The 23,028-nt window shown below is 29.7% G+C and carries 24 protein-coding genes, 1 pseudogene and 1 other annotated feature; of the genes and pseudogenes, 22 read left to right on the forward strand and 3 right to left on the reverse strand.

Features of this window, described 5'->3' with window-relative positions; genetic code table 11:
* The first annotated feature begins 63 nt into the window (after positions 1 to 63).
* From KQI42_RS14110 to KQI42_RS14215, 22 genes and pseudogenes are all read left to right on the forward strand, one after another.
* Positions 64 to 522: an NUDIX hydrolase gene (locus tag KQI42_RS14110; RefSeq protein ID WP_216520855.1), complete on the forward strand. Its 459-nt coding sequence runs from the start codon at positions 64 to 66 to the stop codon at positions 520 to 522.
* Positions 523 to 573: 51 nt separating this feature from the next.
* Positions 574 to 1,518, forward strand: coding sequence for an amidohydrolase family protein (locus tag KQI42_RS14115; RefSeq protein ID WP_216520856.1), 945 nt, complete (start codon positions 574 to 576; stop codon positions 1,516 to 1,518).
* A gap of 283 nt (positions 1,519 to 1,801) precedes the next feature.
* Positions 1,802 to 2,461: a CPBP family intramembrane glutamic endopeptidase gene (locus KQI42_RS14120; RefSeq protein ID WP_216520857.1), complete on the forward strand. Its 660-nt coding sequence runs from the start codon at positions 1,802 to 1,804 to the stop codon at positions 2,459 to 2,461.
* A gap of 192 nt (positions 2,462 to 2,653) precedes the next feature.
* Complete coding sequence (locus KQI42_RS14125) at positions 2,654 to 3,211, forward strand: GNAT family N-acetyltransferase (protein WP_216520858.1); 558 nt, start codon at positions 2,654 to 2,656, stop codon at positions 3,209 to 3,211.
* 341 nt (positions 3,212 to 3,552) lie between these two features.
* Complete coding sequence (locus tag KQI42_RS14130) at positions 3,553 to 4,377, forward strand: GNAT family N-acetyltransferase (protein WP_216520859.1); 825 nt, start codon at positions 3,553 to 3,555, stop codon at positions 4,375 to 4,377.
* A gap of 123 nt (positions 4,378 to 4,500) precedes the next feature.
* The gene (locus KQI42_RS14135; protein WP_216520860.1) at positions 4,501 to 5,061 is read left to right on the forward strand and encodes a YdcF family protein; all 561 of its coding nucleotides are present in this window, start codon (positions 4,501 to 4,503) and stop codon (positions 5,059 to 5,061) included.
* A gap of 132 nt (positions 5,062 to 5,193) precedes the next feature.
* Positions 5,194 to 6,186, forward strand: coding sequence for a MerR family transcriptional regulator (locus KQI42_RS14140; protein WP_216520861.1), 993 nt, complete (start codon positions 5,194 to 5,196; stop codon positions 6,184 to 6,186).
* A 70-nt stretch (positions 6,187 to 6,256) separates the two neighbouring features.
* Positions 6,257 to 6,940, forward strand: a complete 684-nt coding sequence (locus KQI42_RS14145; protein WP_216520862.1) for a DUF1905 domain-containing protein — start codon at positions 6,257 to 6,259, stop codon at positions 6,938 to 6,940.
* A gap of 233 nt (positions 6,941 to 7,173) precedes the next feature.
* Positions 7,174 to 7,317 (forward strand): annotated as a pseudogene (locus KQI42_RS14150) (IS982 family transposase); the annotation flags it as partial.
* A gap of 407 nt (positions 7,318 to 7,724) precedes the next feature.
* Positions 7,725 to 8,435: a hypothetical protein gene (locus tag KQI42_RS14155; protein WP_216520864.1), complete on the forward strand. Its 711-nt coding sequence runs from the start codon at positions 7,725 to 7,727 to the stop codon at positions 8,433 to 8,435.
* Positions 8,436 to 8,462: 27 nt separating this feature from the next.
* Positions 8,463 to 9,218, forward strand: coding sequence for a hypothetical protein (locus KQI42_RS14160; RefSeq protein ID WP_216520865.1), 756 nt, complete (start codon positions 8,463 to 8,465; stop codon positions 9,216 to 9,218).
* 58 nt (positions 9,219 to 9,276) lie between these two features.
* Entirely contained in the window at positions 9,277 to 10,629 is a 1,353-nt protein-coding gene (locus KQI42_RS14165) for an SMI1/KNR4 family protein (protein ID WP_216520866.1), read from the forward strand.
* Between the two features lie 301 nt (positions 10,630 to 10,930).
* Positions 10,931 to 11,578, forward strand: coding sequence for a VanZ family protein (locus KQI42_RS14170; RefSeq protein ID WP_216520867.1), 648 nt, complete (start codon positions 10,931 to 10,933; stop codon positions 11,576 to 11,578).
* A gap of 55 nt (positions 11,579 to 11,633) precedes the next feature.
* Positions 11,634 to 12,479 carry a DUF5655 domain-containing protein gene (locus KQI42_RS14175; RefSeq protein WP_216520868.1) on the forward strand — a complete coding sequence of 282 codons (846 nt, stop codon included), beginning with the start codon at positions 11,634 to 11,636 and terminating at the stop codon, positions 12,477 to 12,479.
* Between the two features lie 315 nt (positions 12,480 to 12,794).
* Positions 12,795 to 13,262: an HD domain-containing protein gene (locus tag KQI42_RS14180; protein WP_216520869.1), complete on the forward strand. Its 468-nt coding sequence runs from the start codon at positions 12,795 to 12,797 to the stop codon at positions 13,260 to 13,262.
* Positions 13,263 to 13,363: 101 nt separating this feature from the next.
* On the forward strand, positions 13,364 to 13,831 hold the full coding sequence (locus tag KQI42_RS14185; protein ID WP_216520870.1) for an NUDIX hydrolase: 468 nt from the start codon (positions 13,364 to 13,366) through the stop codon (positions 13,829 to 13,831).
* A gap of 156 nt (positions 13,832 to 13,987) precedes the next feature.
* Entirely contained in the window at positions 13,988 to 14,428 is a 441-nt protein-coding gene (locus KQI42_RS21835; protein WP_281420465.1) for a J domain-containing protein, read from the forward strand.
* A gap of 76 nt (positions 14,429 to 14,504) precedes the next feature.
* Positions 14,505 to 14,669: a hypothetical protein gene (locus tag KQI42_RS14195; RefSeq protein ID WP_216520871.1), complete on the forward strand. Its 165-nt coding sequence runs from the start codon at positions 14,505 to 14,507 to the stop codon at positions 14,667 to 14,669.
* Entirely contained in the window at positions 14,638 to 15,612 is a 975-nt protein-coding gene (locus KQI42_RS14200) for a phosphotransferase enzyme family protein (RefSeq protein WP_216520872.1), read from the forward strand. Before KQI42_RS14195 ends, KQI42_RS14200 begins: the two co-directional genes overlap by 32 nt.
* A gap of 520 nt (positions 15,613 to 16,132) precedes the next feature.
* Positions 16,133 to 16,882: a phosphotransferase family protein gene (locus tag KQI42_RS14205; RefSeq protein WP_216520873.1), complete on the forward strand. Its 750-nt coding sequence runs from the start codon at positions 16,133 to 16,135 to the stop codon at positions 16,880 to 16,882.
* A gap of 710 nt (positions 16,883 to 17,592) precedes the next feature.
* Positions 17,593 to 18,159, forward strand: coding sequence for a GNAT family N-acetyltransferase (locus KQI42_RS14210; protein WP_216520874.1), 567 nt, complete (start codon positions 17,593 to 17,595; stop codon positions 18,157 to 18,159).
* Between the two features lie 70 nt (positions 18,160 to 18,229).
* On the forward strand, positions 18,230 to 19,528 hold the full coding sequence (locus tag KQI42_RS14215; protein ID WP_216520875.1) for a B12-binding domain-containing radical SAM protein: 1,299 nt from the start codon (positions 18,230 to 18,232) through the stop codon (positions 19,526 to 19,528).
* A 219-nt stretch (positions 19,529 to 19,747) separates the two neighbouring features.
* Here the strand turns inward: KQI42_RS14215 and KQI42_RS14220 are convergent, their stop codons facing one another.
* The 3 genes from KQI42_RS14220 to KQI42_RS14230 are packed head-to-tail and all read right to left on the reverse strand — an operon-like array spanning position 19,748 to position 22,407.
* Positions 19,748 to 20,512: an ABC transporter ATP-binding protein gene (locus tag KQI42_RS14220; RefSeq protein WP_216520876.1), complete on the reverse strand. Its 765-nt coding sequence runs from the start codon at positions 20,510 to 20,512 to the stop codon at positions 19,748 to 19,750.
* Complete coding sequence (locus KQI42_RS14225) at positions 20,478 to 21,377, reverse strand: ABC transporter permease (protein WP_216520877.1); 900 nt, start codon at positions 21,375 to 21,377, stop codon at positions 20,478 to 20,480. The genes KQI42_RS14220 and KQI42_RS14225 overlap by 35 nt, the downstream gene beginning before the upstream one ends.
* Positions 21,378 to 21,414: 37 nt before the next feature.
* Positions 21,415 to 22,407 (reverse strand): ABC transporter substrate-binding protein, encoded by a 993-nt coding sequence (locus KQI42_RS14230; RefSeq protein WP_216520878.1) that lies wholly within the window; start codon positions 22,405 to 22,407, stop codon positions 21,415 to 21,417.
* 90 nt (positions 22,408 to 22,497) lie between these two features.
* Positions 22,498 to 22,736: a binding site (T-box leader), on the reverse strand.
* Between the last annotated feature and the right edge of the window lie 292 nt (positions 22,737 to 23,028).

The following is a 23,028-nucleotide window of genomic DNA, read 5'->3' on the forward strand; positions in this document are numbered from 1 at the left end:
GTGTTATGAGGATAGCATTTAGTAGGAATTAAAAATAGATTGAACAAAAGGGTGAGGTACACTATGGCAGATTATGTTAGAGAACTAAGGAAACTAATAGGTTCGCAACCAGTTATTTTATGTGGGGCAGGTGTTATCATAATAAATTCTAAGGGAGAAATATTGTTACAGCGTAGGATGGATAATGATTTATGGGCGGTTCCAGGAGGCGCAGTGGAATTAGGAGAAACTGTGGAAGAAACAGCTATCCGTGAAGTCTTTGAAGAGACAGGGTTAAGGGTCAGGAATCTTAAACTATTAGGAATATACTCTGGCGAAGATACTTATTGCAAATATCCTAATGGAGATGAAGTTTATTGGATTACTATGGCATTTATGAGTAATGAGTTTGACGGTTGTATAAGACCTGATAATTATGAGAGTAAGGAATGTAAATTCTTTAGTATAGAAGAGCTACCAGAAAACTTATTTAATATAGATAGATTAGTTTTAAATGATTATTTGAAGAGTATTGGAGAATAAAAGGTAAAGATTTGTCATGCTTAAAATGAGTTACCAAAAAGGGGGCATTTTGTGGAAAAATCAGAGGAAAAACTATTTAAGGAAGGGCTACAAGAAGAAAACTTAGTAAAAATAAGGAAAGTATCTAAGGGAGATGTACATAACCATTGTGGCTTAGGTATGAGATTTTCGACTTTTAACAAATGGGCTGGTGGTAATGTAAAGAGACCACCTAAGAAAATAGAAGGACTTAAAGGATTAGATAATTATATTTTTAATGAAACTATGAAGTATATCAGTGAAAAAGAAGATATAGCGTTCTTAATAGAAGAAACCGTAAAGGAAGCCATAGAAGATGGAGTAAAAGTACTAGAAGCTAGTATAGATTGTCATGAACTGATGCGTTTTACTGAAAAGAATGAGTTTTTTATAATGATATCTCATATTAGGAACAAGTATAATAAATATATAGACTTTAGACCAGAAATAGGGATGCCTAAAAATATATCTGATGAAAACTTAGATAAGCTTTTAATACCTTGTATAGAGAGTGGAGTGTTTAAATCCGTAGATTTATATGGAGATGAAGCTAAAGATGACTTTGAAAGATTCAAGGGTTATTATAAATATGCCAAAAAGAAAGGTCTTAAACTTAAAGTTCATGCTGGAGAATTTCATGACTATAACAATGTGAAAAAAGCAATAGAAATACTAGAAGTAGATGAGATACAGCATGGAATTGGAGCTGTTTCTAATGAATATATAATGGATCTAATAAAAGAAAGAAATATTAGATTAAATATATGTCCAAGTAGCAATTATATATTAGGAGCAGTTAGAGATATGGCAAAATATCCTGCTAGAAAATTATTTGATAAGGGAGTACTTTTTACAATAAATACAGATGATTTATTGATATTTGATAGCGGAGTTTCCGAAGAATATTTGTATTTGTTTAAACTAGGGTTATTTAACGTAGATGAACTAAATGAGATAAGAAAGAATTCATTACTATAGGTATATAATATGGGGTCTATATATTAGAGAACATGGTATTATGACAGAGAAAAGCACTATAGCTTTCCACAACAGTGTATTCTTATGAGGATATGTATATATATCCATTTATTAATAGAAAAACTATATCAAAGAGGTATGGCAAGGGTATTGTAAATACATGGACTTTATCTGATGCACCAATATCATAGCAGGACTTTGGATAGATTTAATTTTGATTTATTTAGTTAAACATTAGTAGAATTATATGAATTAATTTGCAATCATAAGGGGAGATGTTGTAATGAATAATATTGATAAAAAGCAATTTACTTTACTTTGTATCGCTCCAATTCTCTGTACTTCGATGTTGTTATTAATGCCGTTCTTAACTAATAAATTAGGAAGAACTATAGGATATATTGCAGGATTTTGTATTTATTGGTTTGTATTTTGCCTTCCAATTTCTTTATATTATTGTAATGGATTTAGTGGATTAAAAGAAATCTATTCTCAAAAATCAGATATTAAGATAACAATGAGAAATATATATTATTTATTAGCATTTATACCTTGTATAGCTACTTATTTTGTTGTATTTAAAGAATTTGCTCCAATAGCGGGATTTAAGGTTTTAGCTATAGTTTTATTATATGCATTAATAAATGGAACTCTTGAAGAAATGTTCTGGCGTGGAATTTTTAATAAAGTTTTTGATAATATTTTTTTAGCATACATATATCCGACCATATTTTTTGGTGTTTGGCATATAGCATTATATTTCTTAAAAGGAATAATATATCAAGGTGGATTTGCTTCATTAGTCGGTGGCTCATTTTTTATGGGATTGCTATGGGGATTGGTTGCTTATAAAACAAAATCGATTAAAGTTGTAACAATTGCCCATATAATAACTAATTTTTTTGCTTTTACAGGTTTTGTTTTTGAAAACTGGTTTGGTTAGTTGTAATGGAATAATCTTATATAATGGGATATGAAAAAAATAAGATAATGTTGAGATATTGCTTAATATATTGCGACTGTTGGTTGATAGTAGACAAGTGGATTAGTATATATACCTTTACTATTACTATGATTTGATATATGAAGAAAGACGTGTCAGTAATGTAAAACATTTATGAAAAAGAGGGAAGATATGATAAAAATTAGATACGCTGAGATTAAAGATGTTGAAGGTATGGTTGATGTAAACTTTAAAACATGGAGAACTACTTATACAGGCATTATAAATGAAGATTTTTTATTAGAAAGAGAAAAGAAAAGAGAAGATAGAATAGAAAGAAGCAAAAATAACTTTGGTAAGCTTGGAGTAGAAGGTAGAAAAGTTTATAAATGTGTAGCAATAGATAATGAAAATATAGTAGGTATAGTAACTTACGGTAAGTGCAGAGAAGAAGATAAATTTGATTTAATAAATTCTGGAGAAATTTATGCTATTTATATTCTAAAGGAATATCAGCAAAGAGGTATAGGAAAAAAATTAATAGATTTTGCCGTAAAGGATTTAATGAATGAAAACTATAATAAGGTTGTAATATGGGCATTAAAAGATAATCCTAGTGTAGAATTTTATAGGAAAATAGGTGGGGATAGCAGATTAATGAGGAATATAAAAATTGGGAATCAGCTACTAGAAGAAATAGGATTCGTCTATGATGATATGGCTGAACTTTTAAACAGCACTAGAACTTAGTATAAAGAAGTTGAATTAAATAATAAAGAATTAGCAACTAGAATAGTAAATATATAGATATGTTAGCCACTGGTCAGAGGTATATAGATGTATCTTGATGAGATTGTAAAAGAGAAAGGGACGAAGAAGTTTGAATTAATACAGTATTTTGACTTGGATAATCTCCTATTATCTAAAAAATTATTCTTATACTTAGGGCCTGGCAGAAGGTAGAATTGCCAAGGATACAAGCACCAACAGCTTAACTATTGCCTTGAACCTCAGCAGCGTTATAGAAATTATATGGGATTAATACAAGTTAATTATAGAAATATAAAGATAAAAAGGAAGGGGTCGATGAAATGATTTGTGAATTAAATAAAAGCCAATTTTATAGATGTAACGACATTGTAAAACAAAGCAGGAATATTGAAGGTAAGGCAATTATAGCAGGCATTAATCCTGGAAGAATTTTTGTTGATGATCTTAAGACACCAAAAACGGCTATGATTTGGCAGGGAAATTTAGATGGTTTCATTTTTATTGGTGATTCAAGAAATGATTCATTTAACAAGGAAATTAATAATTATATTAATAAAGTAATCAAGCCACAAGCAAAAGCACTTGGTATGGAATGGTTTGAATGTATAAGTGACAATCCAAATTGGTATTTAACTTTCGAAGACGAAATTTTTAGTGATAGGAAGTTAAGTTCATGGGATCAGTATGTTTATTCTTTGACCTTACATGATTTTAAATCCGTTAAAAAACCTGAGATTGATCAACAATATATAGTGAAAAAGATATCGCCTGATATATTAAACGATAAAAAACTTCAAAACTTAGGATTTTTAGAATCAAAGATAAAAGAATTCTGGGAAAGCCAAAACGATTTTTTTGAGAATGGATTCGGATATTGTATTCTACATAATAATTCAATTGTCAGTATATGTATGACAGGATTTCGTTACAAAGAAATTCATGGAATTGATATTGAAACTGTTAAATTACATCGAGGAAAAAATTTAGCTCAATACGTCGCATATTCATTTGTAGAGAATTGTTTTGTTAATGGATTTACACCTTATTGGGATTGTATGGAAGTGAATTATCCATCTAATGCAGTTGCGAAAAGACTAGGTTTTAAAAGAAAATTTGAATATAAGGGATATGAGTTTGAATTATAAGATGACTTGAAGGCATTTCAAAAAAGGTGCTGTATCCTATAACAAATTGTTTACGTATCGGGGGATACGTTGTGAGCACAGAAACGTTAGGTGCAATAGCTAAAGAAAATGGAGGTTATAAAAATGAGTTATCCATTTGATTGTATAAGTGAACTAGTTTTTATAGAAACAGGAATAAAGACTGCAGATATAATTTTAGTACCAGGAGGAAGCCACCAACAATTAATGGAAAAGGCATCGGAATTATATAAGCAAGGATTAGCACCCTATGTATTGCCGAGTGGACATTTTAATCCTAAAATACCAGAGTATAGCTTAGAATGGGAATTTCTAAAATCAACAGGAGTAAAATTAGATATACCAGAAGAAAAGATACTAAAAGAAGATCAAGCAAGACATACCTTTGAGAATGCTGAATTTTCATGGAAAGTAATAAAAGAAAATAATTTATTAGTAAAAAAGGTTATCTTGGTTTGTAAGGCATATCATTCAAGACGTGCATTATTAACATACCAATCAGTATTTCCAAAGGAGATAGAATTTTTTGTTGCATGTGTTCCAGATAAAAGAGAAATTAGAAAAGATAATTGGTTCTTAGATGAAGAAAAAATTAGAATCGTTATGGGTAAAGTCGTAAAAATAGGTAAATACTTTGAGCCGTATATTAAAAGGTTTCAGGAGTGAGAGATAAAAACTGATGCTGCTCAATTGTAGAAAATATAGAAATAAGAGAAATTTATATTTTCATGAGAATTCTATTGACTTTGACGTCGTGTCGTACCTTATACTTATTTATTAAGTAAGGAGGAATTTATTATGGAATTAAAAACAATTAGTCAAGTTTCAAATGCCTTTAAGATTTCTACAAGAACACTTCGATATTATGAAGAAATAGGGCTTTTATCCAGTTCTAAAAAAGATGGATATGCATATCGTAGTTATGATGAGGAGGCAATTTTACGTTTACAACAAATTATCATCTTGAGAAAGTTGCGTATTCCATTAAAACAAATTGGTGATATATTGAATAATGAAGATGTTGTTCAAGCAATTGAAGTATTTAAGCAAAATATAACTAATTTAGAAAATGAAATAACTGCATTATCAACAATCAAAGTGATTCTAAATCGTCTTATTGAAATTTTACAGAAGAAGACCAACCTTAAATTGAAACTTGGCATATTAAGTGATGATTATATACTTGATGCAATTGATTCCTTATCCTTACAAAAAATTAGTTTTAGGGAGGAAAAGTCAATGGAAGATTTAAACAAGGCAGCAGAAAGTTTATCAACACTTAAAAATATTAGGATTGTTCATTTACCACCATTTACAGTAGCTACAAGCCATTATATTGGTGAAAATCCTGAGGAAAATGCAGAAAAACAGTTAGGAGATTTTATAAAAACAAGCAATCTATATGAAATTAAACCAGATGCTCGCGTATTTGGATTTAATCACCCATGTCCATCTAATGATAGACCTGACTATGGATATGAATTTTGGATCACAATTCCTGAAGATATGGAAGTACCAGCCCCTCTTAAGAAAAAATATTTTAACGGTGGGCTATATGCAGCACATATGATTACTTTTGGAAACTTTCATGAATGGGAATGGCTATCAAATTGGGTTAATGTCAACAATCCTAAATATGAGGCAAATTACGCTGATGATGGTGGAGAATGTATGGCAGGTATGCTAGAGGAATCTCTTAATTATCTATATCGTTATAATCGCAATTGGTCACAAAATGATGAACATCAACTTGATTTATTGTTTCCAATAAAATTAAAAGAACAAAAATAGAATATGAGGGAGGCATCTACTCCCTCGTTATACTATTGTATATTCGAAAATAAATTTTAGGAGGACAAAGATGAAACACTCATTTAATATAATAATGCCGGATTATGATAAAAATAGTAGAGTTTTTATTGAATTACCTTTCAATGTATGGGACTTATTTAATAAAAAAGGTGCAATGAAGGTTAAGGGAAGTATAAATAACGTACCCTATGAATGTGCCCTTATTCCAAGAGGAAATGGCATTTATTTATTTCCGATAAACAAAAAAATAATACAGAAGGCAAGGGCAAGTGTTGGAGACACCTTGAATGTAACTATGGAGTTAGCTGATAATAATAAAAATGAAGATAACAAACAAAAAGTTAATGAAGTAAAGAAATATAGAAAAATTGAATCAATAAATTATATGCAGCAACCTAATAGTAAAGCCTGTGGACAAGCATGTATTGCTATGCTTGCAGGAGTAAATATTGAAGAAGTGATAAAGGTTATGCATACTAAAGGATCAACAACTATTGGACAACTAATTGAGGCTTTAGATTACTATGAAATAAGACATTCTGAACGCAATAAGAGAATTTCTAAGAAAAATCCAAATTATTCAGAAACATGTATTTTAACAGTTCATATGCCAAACTATAGTCATTGGGTTCTATATTTTAAAGGTAAATTTTATGATCCAGAATTTGGAGTGCTTGAAGAGTGTCATCCAGATGGTAAAATAACTTCATATTTGGAAATATACTTAGAGTGAAAAAATTGATAGATGATAAAAAATAGTAAAAGATTGTAAGATAAATAATAAAGAAGGTAGGCATAGAAATATCTTTAAGCCAAAATAATGTTATATCTTAGAGTAAAGAATGATTAAGTATCGAAAGATAAGTTAACTCGTTGTGCTAGTTAAAAATTATAAATAGAAAAACTCTAGTCATTATGTTAACCTATCAATAAAAACGCCAAATAATTACGATAGGAGGAAAACATATGCTAGAGCTTAATAAATATTCTATCAATAAGATTGAAGATTTAAAAGACTTTATTACTGTAGTACTTGTTATTATTGATGATATTTACCATGAAATGACTCCAACACATATTAAAGAACGCCGTAATATCAACAATCTGATATGTGCTATATTATTTCTTATTTGATAACTAACATTTTTGTTTAAAGTTTCTTCATTTAAAGCCATTTTCATAATCTGTGAAAAATTAATATTTTTATTTCTATCTTTTTTCCTAACCTTATCAATTGCTTTTTTAAAAGTAATACTCTTTCCATTTACCCATGTTTTTAACATATGGATATCCTTTGATTCATTTACTTTCATGTCTATTTTTGTACTTACTTTATTGTTTGATAGAACGTAGCAGGTTAAGTGAAATTATGGTATTATTATTGATAATATAAGTTTTTATAATTATGATATTTTGATATTGATTATCATAGTAGTCAGTTCACAAGTACATAAGTTTTATGATGTATGGGGGGCTTGCTAGAGTAAGACTTTAAAAGTATATTGGAGTGTAATTCTATGTATTATTGGAATCAAGATAATTTTAAAGGACTAAAAGATATTGCTGAAAGATATAGTGCTAAAAATGATTATGAAGCTTTTGCAAATTATTGTTTTTTAAAAGAAAAGGGTTTAAGAAAACAAGCTCATATAGCTATTGAAGATTTTATATCATTAACCAAACGTAAGAGTATAGAAGAACAGAGGGAAATTGCGAGAGAACTTGTTTCTTTAAGTTATTTCAATAAAGATGTCCATCAACTTATACCTCATCAACTTCATCAGTTCTTGATTGTAATACTCAAAGACTGGGCTGAAAAGGAAACTGGTGATGTAAATCCTTATCGTTGGCTTGGTTATCTCTGTAGAGATTTGGATTTCTATGAAAAAGCCATTATAATTAGTCCAACAGATGAGATTTCAATCATTGAGTTAGCTAAGGGGACATTGAATAATGTTGATTATCAAACACATCATTTATCTGAGACAAGGTTTATAGGTGAGATTGAAGATGCTAGAATCTCTTTAGAAAGTGCGTGTAAGCTTATTGAGAAGCTAGAGCCAGGACAGATTAGAGATAGTTTGCACGAAAGGTATAATTATTTCAAGAGACTCATTGATACATGGGAGGAATACAAAAAAGAACAACGTGAAACATCCTTTCCGGAATGGTGCAAAACCAAAGGGGAAAATTTTAATTTCTGGACAATCGTGTATTATAATAAATGACTACTAGGGTTTTAAAAGGAGGGCAATGTGAACTGGGAACGACCATATTATAAGAAAAGCTATAATCCATTTGTATTTTTTGTAGTGTTTGGAGTAACGAACGACAACCTGAAGATATCTCGTTCAAAGCACAGAGTTGAAGAAATCCCTAAAGGGCTTGAGATACAAAAATATTCTAAATATGAGCATAAAGAGTATATTGAAGGATTCTACCAAGATTATTTAGGTAAGTATTTAGAAGAAAAATCAGGAGATTTATATAAAAATGTCTCTGGCGCTGAACATTGCTTAGTGATTAGGGGCGAAATAGAAGATGATTTTACACTTAGCTATATAAGGAATATTATAGGCATAATTCAATGTTTGTGTGAAGAAGGTGCGATTGCGGTTCTTGATTTGCAAACATTTAATTGGTATAGCGATAGTGAATGGGGGAGCATTTTCTTTAATAATGATGAATTTAATCCTTTTCACCATGTTGTAATATTATGTTCACAGATAGATGATAAAAATTATTGGTTGCATACCAGAGGAATGAGAAAGTTCGGCAGACCAGATATCAGCGTTATTAATGTTTTGAAGGATGACATTAAACCGTCATCACATGTTATCAATCAGATTATACATTATCAAGCATATGGTGCAATAATGTCAGAACACGTTAAAATTAATATTCAAGAACATAACTATACGATTGATGGAACTTATACAGAGGACTTCGAAAATTATGATTTTAACAATGCCTTTTATGTGTTTGATTGGAGTAAGGTGAAGCAAAACTAACATTTATCATCTCAAGCATTTCTACTTCCCCGGAAACTAAATGAAAAGGAGTATAAAAATGTACAATTATAGCGTTATTCTTACTAAATGGAGAGAAATACTGAAAAAAGTTAGTGATTTTGGAGGAGACGCTAGAGAGCTCATCATTGAGCCCTGCGCAACTCAACAAGAGATAGAGGATAAAGAAAAAAGCCTTGGATTTCCTTTACCTTCATCATTTAAAGAAATATTACTGCACTTTTCAAAGCATGTTGAATTTAGATGGTTTCTACCTGATAATGCAAATTTACCAAACGAATTTAAAGAAATATTCGCTGGTGAAATAGGATGGAGCTTAGATTGGATTGAAGATTTGACACCTTTTGGATTAGAAATTGAATCTCATGAATGTGTGGATTTAGATTTAAAGCATAAATTAAAGTTTTACGATGTTGGTAATGGAGATATTTTAGCTTTTGATATGGGATCTGGAGTAGAACCAAATATAGTATATTGGAGCCATGAGGGGGAAGGGGTTTTTTATATCGCAGAATCTTTCACTTCCTACCTTAATAAGATCACTGACTTATATGGAGTAGGAAGTGAAATGTGGCAGATGCAACCTTTCGTTGACGAATACGGTATAAATTCGAATGGATCAAAAGCAAATAGATGGCGGAATTGGTTTGATACTTTTTCCTCCATTTCAATAGATGTAGCAAGAAGTGATTTGGATAGTTTGATTAAATATGTTGAGTTTCATGGGAAAATTGGTAAAGAAGAATTAAAAGCTTTAAAACACTATGAAAAAAATTTAGTGCTGGAAAAAGTCCTTGAAAGATTAAAAATAGTAGATGAGTGTCAAAAAGAAATATTAATTCAAGTTATTGGAGAGGTTTTAGGGATATTTGTTGAAGATTGGGTCAGATTGCTGTGGAAAGATACTATAGAAATCAAACCTGAGTTTAGGTCTTATCTTACATCGAGATGCTTACCGATGCAAGAAGGATTAAGTATAGTCACTTCTTATGTTGAAAGTTTATTTGCAGAAAAAGTAAAATATTATGAAGCTAGAAAGCATCTATGTTATTTTAGGAATAACAAGATAATCCAATGGATAAAGGGATATATATCAGATACCACAACAAAAGATGATTGGTATCACTTATTTGCATGCTCTCAACCAACATGGGGAGACATTAAAGAGTGGCTTATGCTTGGTGGAAAATATAGGATGATAGCTATTAACGCCTTGGAATATATGACTGACTCATGGTCTTCTACTTATATAAAAGATAATTATAAAGTTTGTAATCCGCCAACTATAGAAGAGGCAACCAGCTTTTTGGAGGAAGAAAAAGAGAAAGAGATATTGAAATCAAAGAAGAGGGTTTTTGATAGAATTATCCAACATTTAAATTTAATTTTATAGCGCTTTGTGGCTACAAATCGTATTAATATTAATTAGAGGTGTATTAGGTGCTATTAATAAGACCGAGTTCTGATTTGAAAAATAAATATAATGAGAACGTTAACATAATATGTTGGGGTTTTTCTATTTATAACTATTTTCAATTACATTAACTAGCACAACGCATTAATCTATATAATTTTAATATATTTAATAAAGATATGGGACTGTTATTAGGAAATTAGAATTAACGTGTTAAAAGCGATGACAGTTGTTTTGCATAATATTTATTGAAGAATACAGTGACAAGGAGAGAGACTGTATGTTTAGAATTTTAGCTATATTAATAGGAACCTTTTCGGGTATTTTGATTGTATTTTTTATGTTAGCTTTATTTCAACTATTGTTTGAAAAAAATAAAGTTACTGTTGGGCATAAGCTCGGAACTTATATATATACCTTTTTTGTAGTTGCTATATTAGTAGCCACTGGAGTACCCTCTTTTGATTCAATACATGTGGATGTGACAATTAGTTACGTACCTTTTCATAATATTATAGGAAACTTTATTCAGTATTTGCTGAACTTAATTTTATTTGCTCCCTTCGGTTTTTTGCTTCCAATGTTGTGGTCTAAGTATCAAACATCTAAGAGAACGATATTTGCTGGATTTGTTTTTTCATTGTTGATAGAGATTTCACAACTGTTTTGTTATCGTACAACAGACATAGATGATCTGATTATGAACACTTTAGGTACAGCACTTGGTTTTATGCTCTTCACTATTCTTTCAAAGAAAAAACCTGGCCTAATAAAAAAAGTTTGTTTAATGGAAGATATTTCTCATGATAGAATAATAAAATTGGAAGAATATATTATTTTCGGAATGATAATATTAGTTATGTTTTTTATCCAGCCATTAATTGCAAATAAAATTTGGAGTATTGTATTGAGGAGATTAAAAGTATGATCTAGTTATATGTATATATTTCGTCAAAGTTAATTACAGAAATGGAGGATATTAGATGGCTTTATATAAATTAAATCAAGGTAAATTAACTTATATTGAAGAAGAATCATTTAAGTTAGAGAAAGATATTCAGAATTTATGTGAGAAGAATTTAGAAGAGATTTTCGGTTTAAAGTTTATATCTTCTGAGTTTTCAATAGGTAACTTTAGAATTGATACATTAGCGTATGATGAAAGTTCAAAATCTTTTGTTATCATAGAGTATAAAAAAGAGAAAAATTTTAGTGTTATAGATCAAGGATATGCATATTTATCAGTAATGTTAAATAATAAATCAGATTTCATTTTAGAATATAACGAAAAAGGTAAATGTATATTGAAAAGAGATACTGTTGATTGGTCACAGTCTAAAGTAATATTTGTATCACCATCTTTTACAACTTATCAAAGACAAGCTACTAACTTTAAAGATTTACCTATTGAGTTATGGGAGATAAAAAAATACGCTAATGATTATGTAAATTTTAATTTTGTTACTACCTCTGGGGCTAAAGAATCAATAAAGACGATTTCTAAGGGAATTGAAGAAATTGAAAATGTGAACAAAGAAATCAAGGTATATACAGAAGAAGAACATTTAGATAATATGACAGAAGATATAAAAGAATTATATGAAAAATTTAAATATGCAATACTTAATATTTCACAGGATATTGAAATAAAGCCTGTTAAAAGATATATATCATTTGTTGCTAGGAGAAATATAGTTGACGTATGTCTTCAAAAAAAGGCCATTAAAATGTGGATAAATTTAAAAAAAGGTGAATTAGATGACTCTAAAAATGTTACTAGAGATGTGTCAACTACGGGACATTGGGGAAATGGAGATTATGAAATTTAAATTAGTGACGATGAAAATTTAGAATATATTATTAGCTTAATAAAGCAATGTTACAAACTGAATAGGAATAAGTAGTAATATATGATAATACATTAAGATTATCTGCTAATATGAAATAATTAAATATCTTACAAGTTAACCATGGCTTGTTTTAACGGTAGCTCACTATGACTATGTATTTCGAACTATCAGATTAAAATGAGTAAGATAATGAAAACTTATCTGTATAGAGATGAAGAGAAGAGGATAAATTTATACCCAAAGTTGATGTTTTTTTGGAATTGTTGATAAAATGATAATTAAAAGGAGGAATTTATGAATAGATTAGAAATTGTTCGACATATTGTTGATAAGATTTTAATGGATCAATCTGATTTAGAAGAAAGACGTTGTGGGTATGTTCACTTATATGGTGTATCTGATATTTGTAGCTTACTTGCATTGAAACGTGGCTTAGATGTTGAATTATGTGCAATTGCAGGGATGCTCCATGATATTTGGAGTTATAAAACTGGATGTAGTGTGGATCATGCAAAATTAGGTTCTATTGAAGCGAGAAAAATTTTAAATGAGATTAACTGTTTCAGCGAAGAAGAAATTGATATTATTTGTAATTCAATATTCAGCCATAGTAATAAACAAGATATAGATAATGCTTATAGTGAAATACTTAAAGATGCTGATGTACTTCAACATTATTTATATAATACAAATCTTGATATTAATGAGAATGAAAAAGATAGATTAAATATGTTATTTAAGGAATTAGAACTTAATCCATAGTTCTCATGATTGATATTTTGATACATTAATTTTAATAATTGAAGTTTTGTATCTGTTTTTTTACTAGAAGGGGAATTTATAAATAAAGAGGGGGGATTGCTATGGCGGATTATATAGGGGATTTAAGAAAGTTAATAGGTACTAGACCAATAATTATGTGTGGAGCAAATGTCATTTTATTAAATGAGAAGGAAGAAATATTACTACATCATCGTGTAGATAGAGATTGGTGGGGATTACCAGGCGGTGCTATGGAACTTAGTGAAAGTCTTGAGCAGACTGCAGGTCGAGAAGTATTTGAGGAAATAGGAATAACTTGTGGGAAACTTAAACTATTTAATATTTATTCAGGGAAAGAACTATATTATAAATATCCAGATGGAAATGAAGTATACAATATAACCGCTACATATATATGTAAAGACTATTCTGGTGAAATTATGGTTGACTTAACAGAAGGAAGAGATGCAAAGTTCTTTCCACTAAATAATATACCATCAAATTTAAGTTCACCAATTAAAGGAATTATTGAAGAGTTTATTTTAAAGCACCGAGAATTAAAGGTATAGGACAACACCAAAGGATTCTTATTATTTTTATAGGAAATTCGTAATAAAAATATTTGTTGGATGAGTGTGGACCATTATACTAAATTCAATGAGCTGGCATGCTGTCTTTGATAGAATTTAAGCGTTTGAGAGTTCAGAGATAAGGACGTGATTGGAATGGATGTTGGTAAGCTAAAACATAAGCTGAGACAATTGAAAAAAGTGGAAGATAAAATTCGTTTTGAGCACGTTTCAGATACGATTTCTAAAAAGTATGTGTGGGATGAATATTTTTCTACAAAATCAATTAATGATTTGAAAGTTAAGTATCCTATCTGTAAATTGATTGATTTTGATAAACAGGAACTGAAGGAAGTTTTTGAGGAGTATTTTTGCAGTGTATATTTTCGTAAGTACAAAGATATGGGGTTAGATTTTGATGAAATTCAAGATCCTAGGGTTTTAGATTATTTTGGGTTAGCCCCTGGAGCTTCCAGTGATGATATAAAGAAGAAGTTTAGAGAGTTAGCAAAAAAATATCATCCTGATTGTGGAGGAAGTAATGAGAAAATGATTGAGATATTAGACGCTTATAATAGATTAATAAATAAGAATTAATTATATTTTGCTTTTATGGATTGACAGAGGCTGATCTCCTTGGTAACTTCTAAGAATATATAGCATGAATGTTCCTATGAATTATGGATACATTAAGGATACTATTAGTGGAGATGGACAAGCAATGGTATTAAAAAGACTAAAGCATATTCATTCAAGACGTGCATTATTAACATACCAATCTATATTTCCAAAGGAGATGGGAAGAAATGAATACTTTATTAGAAGAAGCTTTGAATAATTATAAAATTCTAGACCCTCAAATTGAATTTATACGACATAATGAAAATGAGACATATAAGCTGAAAGATACAGTATCAAATAATCAGTATGTCATGAGAAGACACAAACCAAACACTGACTTTTCGTTGGATATTTTCGGAGATAAAAAACATTCTGTTGATTTATTGATAAGTGAAATGAATATTTTAAAAGCTATTAGTGAGAGTACTGAAATATTAGTTCAAACTCCTATCAGAAATAATAATAGTGAATTCGTAACAGTATTAAGTGATGGAACTCCAGTAACACTTCTAACATGGATAAATGGAAATACTGTTGAAGAAATAGAGCTAACTGATGATATTTTATATAAAATTGGTGAAATGGTCGGTAAATTTCATAGATTCTCAAAATCTTGGTCTAAAAGTAAGAGGCTACATAGGTATTCTTACGATAAAAGCTTATTAATAAGAGTAATTTCAAAGATTAAAACAGGAATAGAATTGAATGTTCTTTCCAACGAGCAGTTTAAAATAGTAGAAAATACTGTTAATGAAATTATTAATCGTATGAATGAGTTGGATTTACAAAAAAATTCAAAAGGCATAGTACATTCTGATCTTTCAAAATCAAATTTAATAGTAAACAATGGACAAATAACGCCTATTGACTTTTGTTTGTGTGGTAATAGCTATTATTATATGGATTTAGGTTCGTTGTTTAGTCACTTTGATAAACATGAACAACAAAGTTCCATAATTAATGGTTATAAAAGTATTATTGATGAAGATATAAATGCAAAATACATAGAAACGTTTTTCGTATTTCAAATAATCTTATATATATCTACACACATAGAAAATGCTGCTAGATGGGATTGGTTTAATGATGCTTTTAACAGATGGTGTAAGAAGTTTTTTATCCCTTTTTCTAATAATATAGCTTTTATTATTATTTCATAAATTATATATTTCGAAGTCCTTTATAATTGCTCGTATTGTTTATATTATGTAAAATCTTTATTGTGGAGGAATATTTGAGAGTTATATCTGACTCTATTAAGTGCCTACCTTCGTATAATAGAGACTTAGCAACATCGGAAGTAGTTATCTAGGGAAAGGTCGACATTGCTAAGTCTCAGAATGTTATAAGAAATGGCAATATATGAGTTGTTCTTTAGAATCTTGTATGATAAAAATTCTGATGCTACTCAATTATAAAATATAGTGGAGCAAGGATAGCTTATATTTTCTATAAGAGTTTTATTGAGTTTTCCGTTGTTATCTTTCAAATATTTTTAGAATTTTCGTAAGAATACTTTTATATTATAATAAATTGGAGTTGATATTGTGTTAGGATTAAAAAATTGTACTTAGCATATATTCATGCTAAAATTAGAATAAAATAGTAAATTTATTAACTACATAAAAAAGGCTTAGTACTAAATCAATGCTTGATTTATATTATGCGAGGTGATATTGAATGAATTTAACTACTCAAATTGCAAAAGGAAATACTGCAAGTATATATTTACATGAGGGCAAAATTATCAAGGTATTTAATGATTATTTGCCAAGCACAGAAGCTTTATATGAAGCAACTAAACAAAAATATGCGTATTCATGCGGGTTACCCGTTCCAAAGGTCTTTGATGTGATAGAAATAGATGGAAAGCAAGCTATCATCATGGAATATATCGAAGGAAGAACAATAGGAGATATCATCTTTAAGGACATGGAGCAGGCAGAATATTATATGAGTATTGCTGTTGATATACAGCGAAAAATACATGCAATCGATGCAGATTCTATTGAACCTATGTCTGAAAAATTGAGTCGACAAATACAGTCTGCGGATATACTTGGAGATGAACGAAAAGCTATTTTACTTCAAAGATTGAATACAATGCCAAGTGAGAAAAAACTCTGTCATGGAGATTATCATATATTTAATTTAATAATGACAAATGATAATATGACCATCATAGATTGGGTTGATTCAAGTGTCGGCGATATTCGAGCTGATGTATATCGTAGTTATCTGCTCTATTCCCAAATTTCAATGGAATTAGCGGATTTGTATTTATGCCTTTACTGTGAAAAAAGCGGCTTATCAAAAGATGAGGTGTTTTTATGGGCACCAATAATTGCTGGAGCAAGGCTGTCTGAAAATGTATCAACAGAAAAAGCCGAACGTCTTTTAGAAATAGTAAATAAACATTGTTCATTATAAACATTATCTTATTAATCAGAATATAAACTTCTACCTTTTCGTTATATAGATTCTCTCGTATCCTATGTTTAAAAGTATTATTCTATTTTTAATGGCAAGATTTCTATAAATAAAAATTTCAGCCCTTACTTGAATCGACCTGTGAACAAATAGGGTTTTTAACGAGTTCGAAGAAAGATGAATATACTTATGAAAATGTCATTTTACACCGATATGAAGCGAATTATGCTGATGATGGTAGCGAATGTATGAGAGGATTGCTTAAGGAATACCTTAATTACGCTTACCATTGGAACATTAACTGGGCAGAGAGTGATGAACATTAACTTGACGAATTATTGTTTCCGATAAAATTGAAAAAACAAGAGTAAGTTATGTTATATATCAAATAAGCATTATTTTTGAAAAATTGATTACAAAGCTATATCGTATAGTTCATATTATGTGAAAGATTATAAAGGAAAAGACATCGCTACTTCTTATAATACAATGCTTGTATGGTGGTGCACTAGGGCATATGCTTAAGGCATTGTGCAACACATCTTTTCAGAGGAAGCGAAGCTCCATCAATCTGGGTTTTTAGGGTTCAGCTCAGGAACGTCGGAGATATGAGATGTTAGGTAAAACTTTTTACAGCAACAGGTATTAAATATCTCATCTATAATTTATAGTAAAATCTTAAAACAAAAAAATTTAAAGGAGCTTTATAAATGATAGGCAATAATAATTTGAATTTTCCTAAAATAGAAACGGATAGATTAATATTAAAAGAAATTAAAGTTAAAGATGCAGCATCTATTTTAAATATATTTTCTAGTGAAGAAGTTATGAAATATTATGGTCAATTTCCAATGAAGTCTATTGAAGAAGCTAAAAACTTAATTACAATATTTGATGAGAATTTTGAAAACAATAAAGGAATAAGATGGGGAATTTTACTTAAAGAAGAGAATAGGATCATAGGAACCTGTGGTTATCATAATTGGAATAGGAAGCATTCAAGAGCAGAGATAGGCTATGAACTATCTATGGACTCATGGGGAAAAGGATACATCAAAGAAGCTTTAGGAGCAATAATAGGCTATGGTTATGAAGTTATGAATTTAAATAGGATTGAAGCAGTAGTATACCCTGAGAATAAAGCTTCAATAAAAAGTCTGATAAATCAAGGGTTTAAAAAAGAAGGAGTATTAGAAGAGTATGCATTTTTTAGAAATGTTTATCAAGACTTAATAATGTTTTCATTATTAAAGAAAAATTGGGTAAAGAAACAATAGTTCTAAAACTCAAAGTTAGTAAGACTTTATCTAATAGAAGCTTAATGACTTGCAGTGAGAGGAGAAGACCATGAAAAAAACAATATTATTAATTACACCAGAAAATAAGGAAATTAATAAATTTAGAAAAAAACAAGTTAACAACTTTGTTCAAATTACTATGCCTTATTTAGCAGGGTTTATAGATGAATCGAAATATAATATATCCATTATTGATGAATATAATCAGAAGATACCTTTTAACGATGATTTCGATTTAATAGCTATAACCGTAAATACTTCTAATGCTTCACATTGTTATAAAATTGCATCTAAATTTAGAAGTAAGGGGTGTAAAGTTGTTTTTGGTGGTCCTCATGCAACATTAATGTCTGATGAAGCAATAAATTACTGTGATTATATTATAATCGGAGAAGCTGAAGATACATGGCCTCGGTTTTTAGAAGATTTTTATGATAATAAAGCAAAAAAATTATATAAAACTGAATGTATAACGTCGTTGAAAGGGCTTCCTATACCAAGAAGAGATCTTATTAAAGGTAGATATCTAACGAAAGGAGCAGTTTTTGCTACAAGGGGATGTCCTTATAACTGTAGTTATTGTAACTTAAAACAAATTTATTTTAATTCCTTCAGAACTCGCCCCATTGAAGAAGTTATTGATGATATAAGAAGTATGAATAGGAGGTATTTTGTTTTTTGGGACGATAATTTTTTTGGAGATATAGAATATGCAAAAAGATTAATGAAGGAATTAGCTAAGCTTAATAAAAAATGGGCAGCTCAAGTTACATTGGAAAGATGTGAAGATGAAGAACTTTTAAGATTATCTAGAGAGTCTGGCTGTATCTATTTTTTTGTTGGTCTAGAATCATTTTCTGAAATGAGCTTGGCAAGTGTCAATAAAAGAATTAATAATGTAGATAGATATAAGAGGATAATACAATTAATTCATAAGAATGGAATTTCTATGCAAGCAGGTATAATATTTGGTTTTGATACTGACACGAAAACTGTGTTTAGAAAAACACTTGAAGAGTGTAATAGTTTAGGCATTGATGGAGTTACCGTAAGTATATTAACTCCACTGCCTAAAACACCTTTATATGAACAATTAAAGAAAGAAAATAGATTAATTTCAACGGATTGGATATATTTTAATGGAAAAACAAGAGTAGCATTTAAACCTAAAAATATGACACCTGAAGAATTGTTTAATGGATATATGTGGTTTAGAAAAGAATTTTATTCTATGAAATCAATCATAAAAAGATTATTAGTTTCGAAAACAAACATAATCTACAACTTTATAGTAAATTTAGGTTATAAGTTCTCTATAAAAGAAACAAAATTTTATAATATGAATTAAATATATATGGTACTTAATAATACATTAAAATAAATGTGCTATACCACCTCATCGAAATCTAGAGAAGAGATATTCAGTGTATTTTCAGATAATCTCATGGAAAGGACGTTTCTGGGAATAGTATGTTAATAGCTTTTAAAAGCGTAGAACGGAACCGCACGTACAGTGATGTGAGCGGAAGGGAAAATTAATTAATTTTCCCTTCACTCAATTGTTCATCTAAGCCACTATCTGATCAAGTTTTGCCCTATATATTTCAATTAATTCTTTTTCAGTTACATTGATACTTGGCTTATCTAACACTATTTGTCCTTTATCTAGCATTATGATCCTATCTGAATATTCAATTGCATCTCTCATATTATGTGAAATCATTATTGTTGTAATGGAGTATTTCTCTATTAGTTCCTTTGTTTTCTTCATTATTACATTGGATGTCTTTGGATCTAATGCTGCTGTATGTTCATCAAGTAGCAATAAATCTGGAAGTTTCATAGTAGCCATTAACAATGAGAGTGATTGTCTCTGACCACCTGATAGAAACTTTACCTTAGTATCTAACTTGTTTTCAAGTCCTAAGTCTAAATCCTTTAATAACTTCACATATTTATCTACATTACCTTTCTTTATTAGCTTTTTCAAAGTGAATTTTTGCCCTTTTTTATCTGCTAAGGACATGTTTTCTAGTATGGTGAGAGAAGGTGATACACCCATAGACGGATTCTGATATACTCTTCCTATATGAATTGCTCTTTGTTCTTCTCTTAGCTTTGATACATCTTTTCCCTTTATTAATATTTGTCCCTGATCTATTGGAATACTTCCACCTATTACATTGAGGAGAGTAGATTTCCCACATCCATTAGAACCAATTATTGCTGTACATTTATTTTCTTCTATTTCTAAATTAAAATTATTAAAAATACTTATTTCATTATCTGTTCCTATATTAAAACTCTTTGATAGGTTCTCGATTCTTAACATGTTTTCCCCTCCTCTTTTTTATACTAATATTTAATAGATCAACTGCAAAATTATTATAGGATAGAAATACTATTACGATTATTGCATTTATTGCTCTAAGGTCGTTAGGGGATAAGCCTAAGTCTATGGCAATGCCACCAATAATTTTATAGATTATTGCTCCCAATATTGCTCTTGTTGTATTTTTGATTCTATTTGAATTCTTCTTTATAGTATCTCCAATTATGATTGAAGCAAGAGCAACTACTATAATAGAGCTACCCATTGTTATATCTGCAAAACCTTGTATCTGAGCCATCATTGCTCCACTTAAAGCAACTAGACCATTAGCTAACATAAGTCCTATTATCTTATATTTATTGCTATTTTCTCCAAGAGATTTTACTAAAGATTCATTATCTCCAGTTGCTATTAATAGATATCCTGCTTCTGTTTTTAAAAATTGGTCAAGTAATATTTTTATCAGCAATACAATAATTGATAATATTACTAGAGAAGAACCTAAATCAAAGATTGAACCATAACTAAATAGTGGTATATTAGCTTTTCCATTTATTCTAAGATTAACGGAATATAATATAGTCATGGTCAATATTCCAGATAGAAGAGGCTTTATTCTTAACTTTGTAAAGAGGGTTGCAGTAAATAACCCTGCTAAGGTACCAGAGACAAAAGCCATTAATGTACTAATTATAGGATTAACTCCTATTGAAATAAACTTAGCGAATACAAAAGCTCCAAGTGGGAAAGTTCCTTCTACTGAAAGATCTGCTATATCCAATACTTTATAAGTTAAAAATACTCCCATAGCCAAAACTGCAAATATAAGTCCTTGTTCTAAGGATGTTATTATTAATGAATTCATTTTTCAACCCTCCTATTTTTGATTTCTTATTTTGATTTTATTCTCCAGTCTTAACAGCATCTTTGAATAATGGCATATTTCTATCTAAACCTAATGCTTCTAGGGTTTTTATATTTACTGTTGTTACAGTTTTTTCAGCTACTTCAACAGGGATATTTGAAACCTCTTTTTTGTCTACAAGTATTTCCTTTGCCATAGATGCTGTTTGCTTTCCCAATTCATAGTAGCTAAGTCCATTTGTTACTAAAAGTCCACCTTTTACTTGTGTTTCCTCAGCTGAAACAGATATCATTTTATTTTCTATAAGTTTCTTAGATACTAATTCTACAGAAGAAGCTATTAAATTATCGCTAAGGTTATAAACTGCATCAACTTTATTTAATAGTGAATCTATTGCTTGAGGAAGTTCATTTACATTACTTATGCCAACTGTTATTACTTCAAGCCCCTCGGCAGGTGCTAGTTTTTTTACTTCTTCTATTTGAATTTCAGAATTAGCTTCAGATGTGTTATATAATATTCCTATAGTTTTTATGCTAGGGTCAATTTCTTTAAACATCTTTAATTGAGAAGCTGTAGGTGCCATATCAGATGTTCCCGTTATATTTCCACCAACATTTTTCCAATCTGCGACTATTTCTGATTTTACTGGATCAGTTACTGCACTAAATAGTATTGGAGTATCTTTTGTAGCTTGCTTAGCAGATTGTGCCGCTGGTGTTGCTATGGCATATATTAAATCAACTTTATCCTTTACAAATTTTTGAGCTATACTAACTGTATTTGAAATATCTCCTTGAGCATTTTGATAATCTATTTCCGCATTAACACCAAGTTCTTTTAGTCCATCTTCAAACCCTTTTCTTGCATCATCCAACGCTGGATGTTCTGTTAATTGACTAATTCCAATTCTATATATTTTTTCATCTGATGTATTATTTGCTTGACTTTCCTTTGAACTACATCCTGATAAAATCATTATACCTACTATTAGCATTGCTATTAGACTGCTAACTTTGCTTTTTTTCATTTAATTATCCTCCTTTTAATATTGTACTAATTTAATTTTAGGTAATAAAAAAATCTTTCGCTCCTATAAACACAGCTTTTTAGCTATGCTTATAGGGACGAAAGATTATATCCGTGGTACCACCCTAATTATGACAAAAAAGTCATCACTCAATCAGACCCAACAGTCCTATCCCCTATAACGATGGGCTTTCGGATTCGTCTACTTGATTAATCGTTGAACGAATCTGCTTAGGAGTGAATATTACATATCTTCTTAATGTTGGCTTTCACCTTTCCCAACTCTCTGTAAATAAGCTTCGATATCTTTCTCTCCATCAGAGCATTTTTTATGTTAGGTATTATAATAATACTTTAGTATAGTAATGTCAACATATTTTTAAAAAATTTCACTAATTTATATATGAGGTGTAGTTTAGATTGGGGACAGAATTTTTTGGAAATGTTCTTTAGAAAAGGAAGGAATCTGGAGAAGTTTATGGAATAAGTAATTATTCATAAACTTGGAATATGAGTAAAAATAAGAACTGGATAGAATGACAAAAGATTTATTATGAAAAAGATAGTATAAAGAAACTTCGAGAATATAAGGAAAACTTCATCTAATCAGGCATGGGAGACA

This window comes from Tissierella simiarum, from assembly GCF_018917865.1.
GTDB lineage: Bacteria > Bacillota > Clostridia > Tissierellales > Tissierellaceae > Tissierella_C > Tissierella_C simiarum.

Coding starts and splice junctions, on each gene's coding strand:
- KQI42_RS14195 (WP_216520871.1), top strand. CDS start 14,505: ATGAATTATGGATACATTAAGGATACTATTAGTGGAGATGGACAAGCA.
- KQI42_RS14180 (WP_216520869.1), top strand. CDS start 12,795: ATGAATAGATTAGAAATTGTTCGACATATTGTTGATAAGATTTTAATG.
- KQI42_RS14145 (WP_216520862.1), top strand. CDS start 6,257: ATGAAACACTCATTTAATATAATAATGCCGGATTATGATAAAAATAGT.
- KQI42_RS14110 (WP_216520855.1), top strand. CDS start 64: ATGGCAGATTATGTTAGAGAACTAAGGAAACTAATAGGTTCGCAACCA.
- KQI42_RS14120 (WP_216520857.1), top strand. CDS start 1,802: ATGAATAATATTGATAAAAAGCAATTTACTTTACTTTGTATCGCTCCA.
- KQI42_RS14205 (WP_216520873.1), top strand. CDS start 16,133: ATGAATTTAACTACTCAAATTGCAAAAGGAAATACTGCAAGTATATAT.
- KQI42_RS14200 (WP_216520872.1), top strand. CDS start 14,638: ATGAATACTTTATTAGAAGAAGCTTTGAATAATTATAAAATTCTAGAC.
- KQI42_RS14220 (WP_216520876.1), bottom strand. CDS start 20,512: ATGTTAAGAATCGAGAACCTATCAAAGAGTTTTAATATAGGAACAGAT.
- KQI42_RS14165 (WP_216520866.1), top strand. CDS start 9,277: ATGTACAATTATAGCGTTATTCTTACTAAATGGAGAGAAATACTGAAA.
- KQI42_RS14155 (WP_216520864.1), top strand. CDS start 7,725: ATGTATTATTGGAATCAAGATAATTTTAAAGGACTAAAAGATATTGCT.
- KQI42_RS14230 (WP_216520878.1), bottom strand. CDS start 22,407: ATGAAAAAAAGCAAAGTTAGCAGTCTAATAGCAATGCTAATAGTAGGT.
- KQI42_RS14215 (WP_216520875.1), top strand. CDS start 18,230: ATGAAAAAAACAATATTATTAATTACACCAGAAAATAAGGAAATTAAT.
- KQI42_RS14185 (WP_216520870.1), top strand. CDS start 13,364: ATGGCGGATTATATAGGGGATTTAAGAAAGTTAATAGGTACTAGACCA.
- KQI42_RS14225 (WP_216520877.1), bottom strand. CDS start 21,377: ATGAATTCATTAATAATAACATCCTTAGAACAAGGACTTATATTTGCA.
- KQI42_RS14175 (WP_216520868.1), top strand. CDS start 11,634: ATGGCTTTATATAAATTAAATCAAGGTAAATTAACTTATATTGAAGAA.
- KQI42_RS14140 (WP_216520861.1), top strand. CDS start 5,194: ATGGAATTAAAAACAATTAGTCAAGTTTCAAATGCCTTTAAGATTTCT.
- KQI42_RS14170 (WP_216520867.1), top strand. CDS start 10,931: ATGTTTAGAATTTTAGCTATATTAATAGGAACCTTTTCGGGTATTTTG.
- KQI42_RS14130 (WP_216520859.1), top strand. CDS start 3,553: ATGATTTGTGAATTAAATAAAAGCCAATTTTATAGATGTAACGACATT.
- KQI42_RS21835 (WP_281420465.1), top strand. CDS start 13,988: ATGGATGTTGGTAAGCTAAAACATAAGCTGAGACAATTGAAAAAAGTG.
- KQI42_RS14135 (WP_216520860.1), top strand. CDS start 4,501: ATGAGTTATCCATTTGATTGTATAAGTGAACTAGTTTTTATAGAAACA.
- KQI42_RS14125 (WP_216520858.1), top strand. CDS start 2,654: ATGATAAAAATTAGATACGCTGAGATTAAAGATGTTGAAGGTATGGTT.
- KQI42_RS14210 (WP_216520874.1), top strand. CDS start 17,593: ATGATAGGCAATAATAATTTGAATTTTCCTAAAATAGAAACGGATAGA.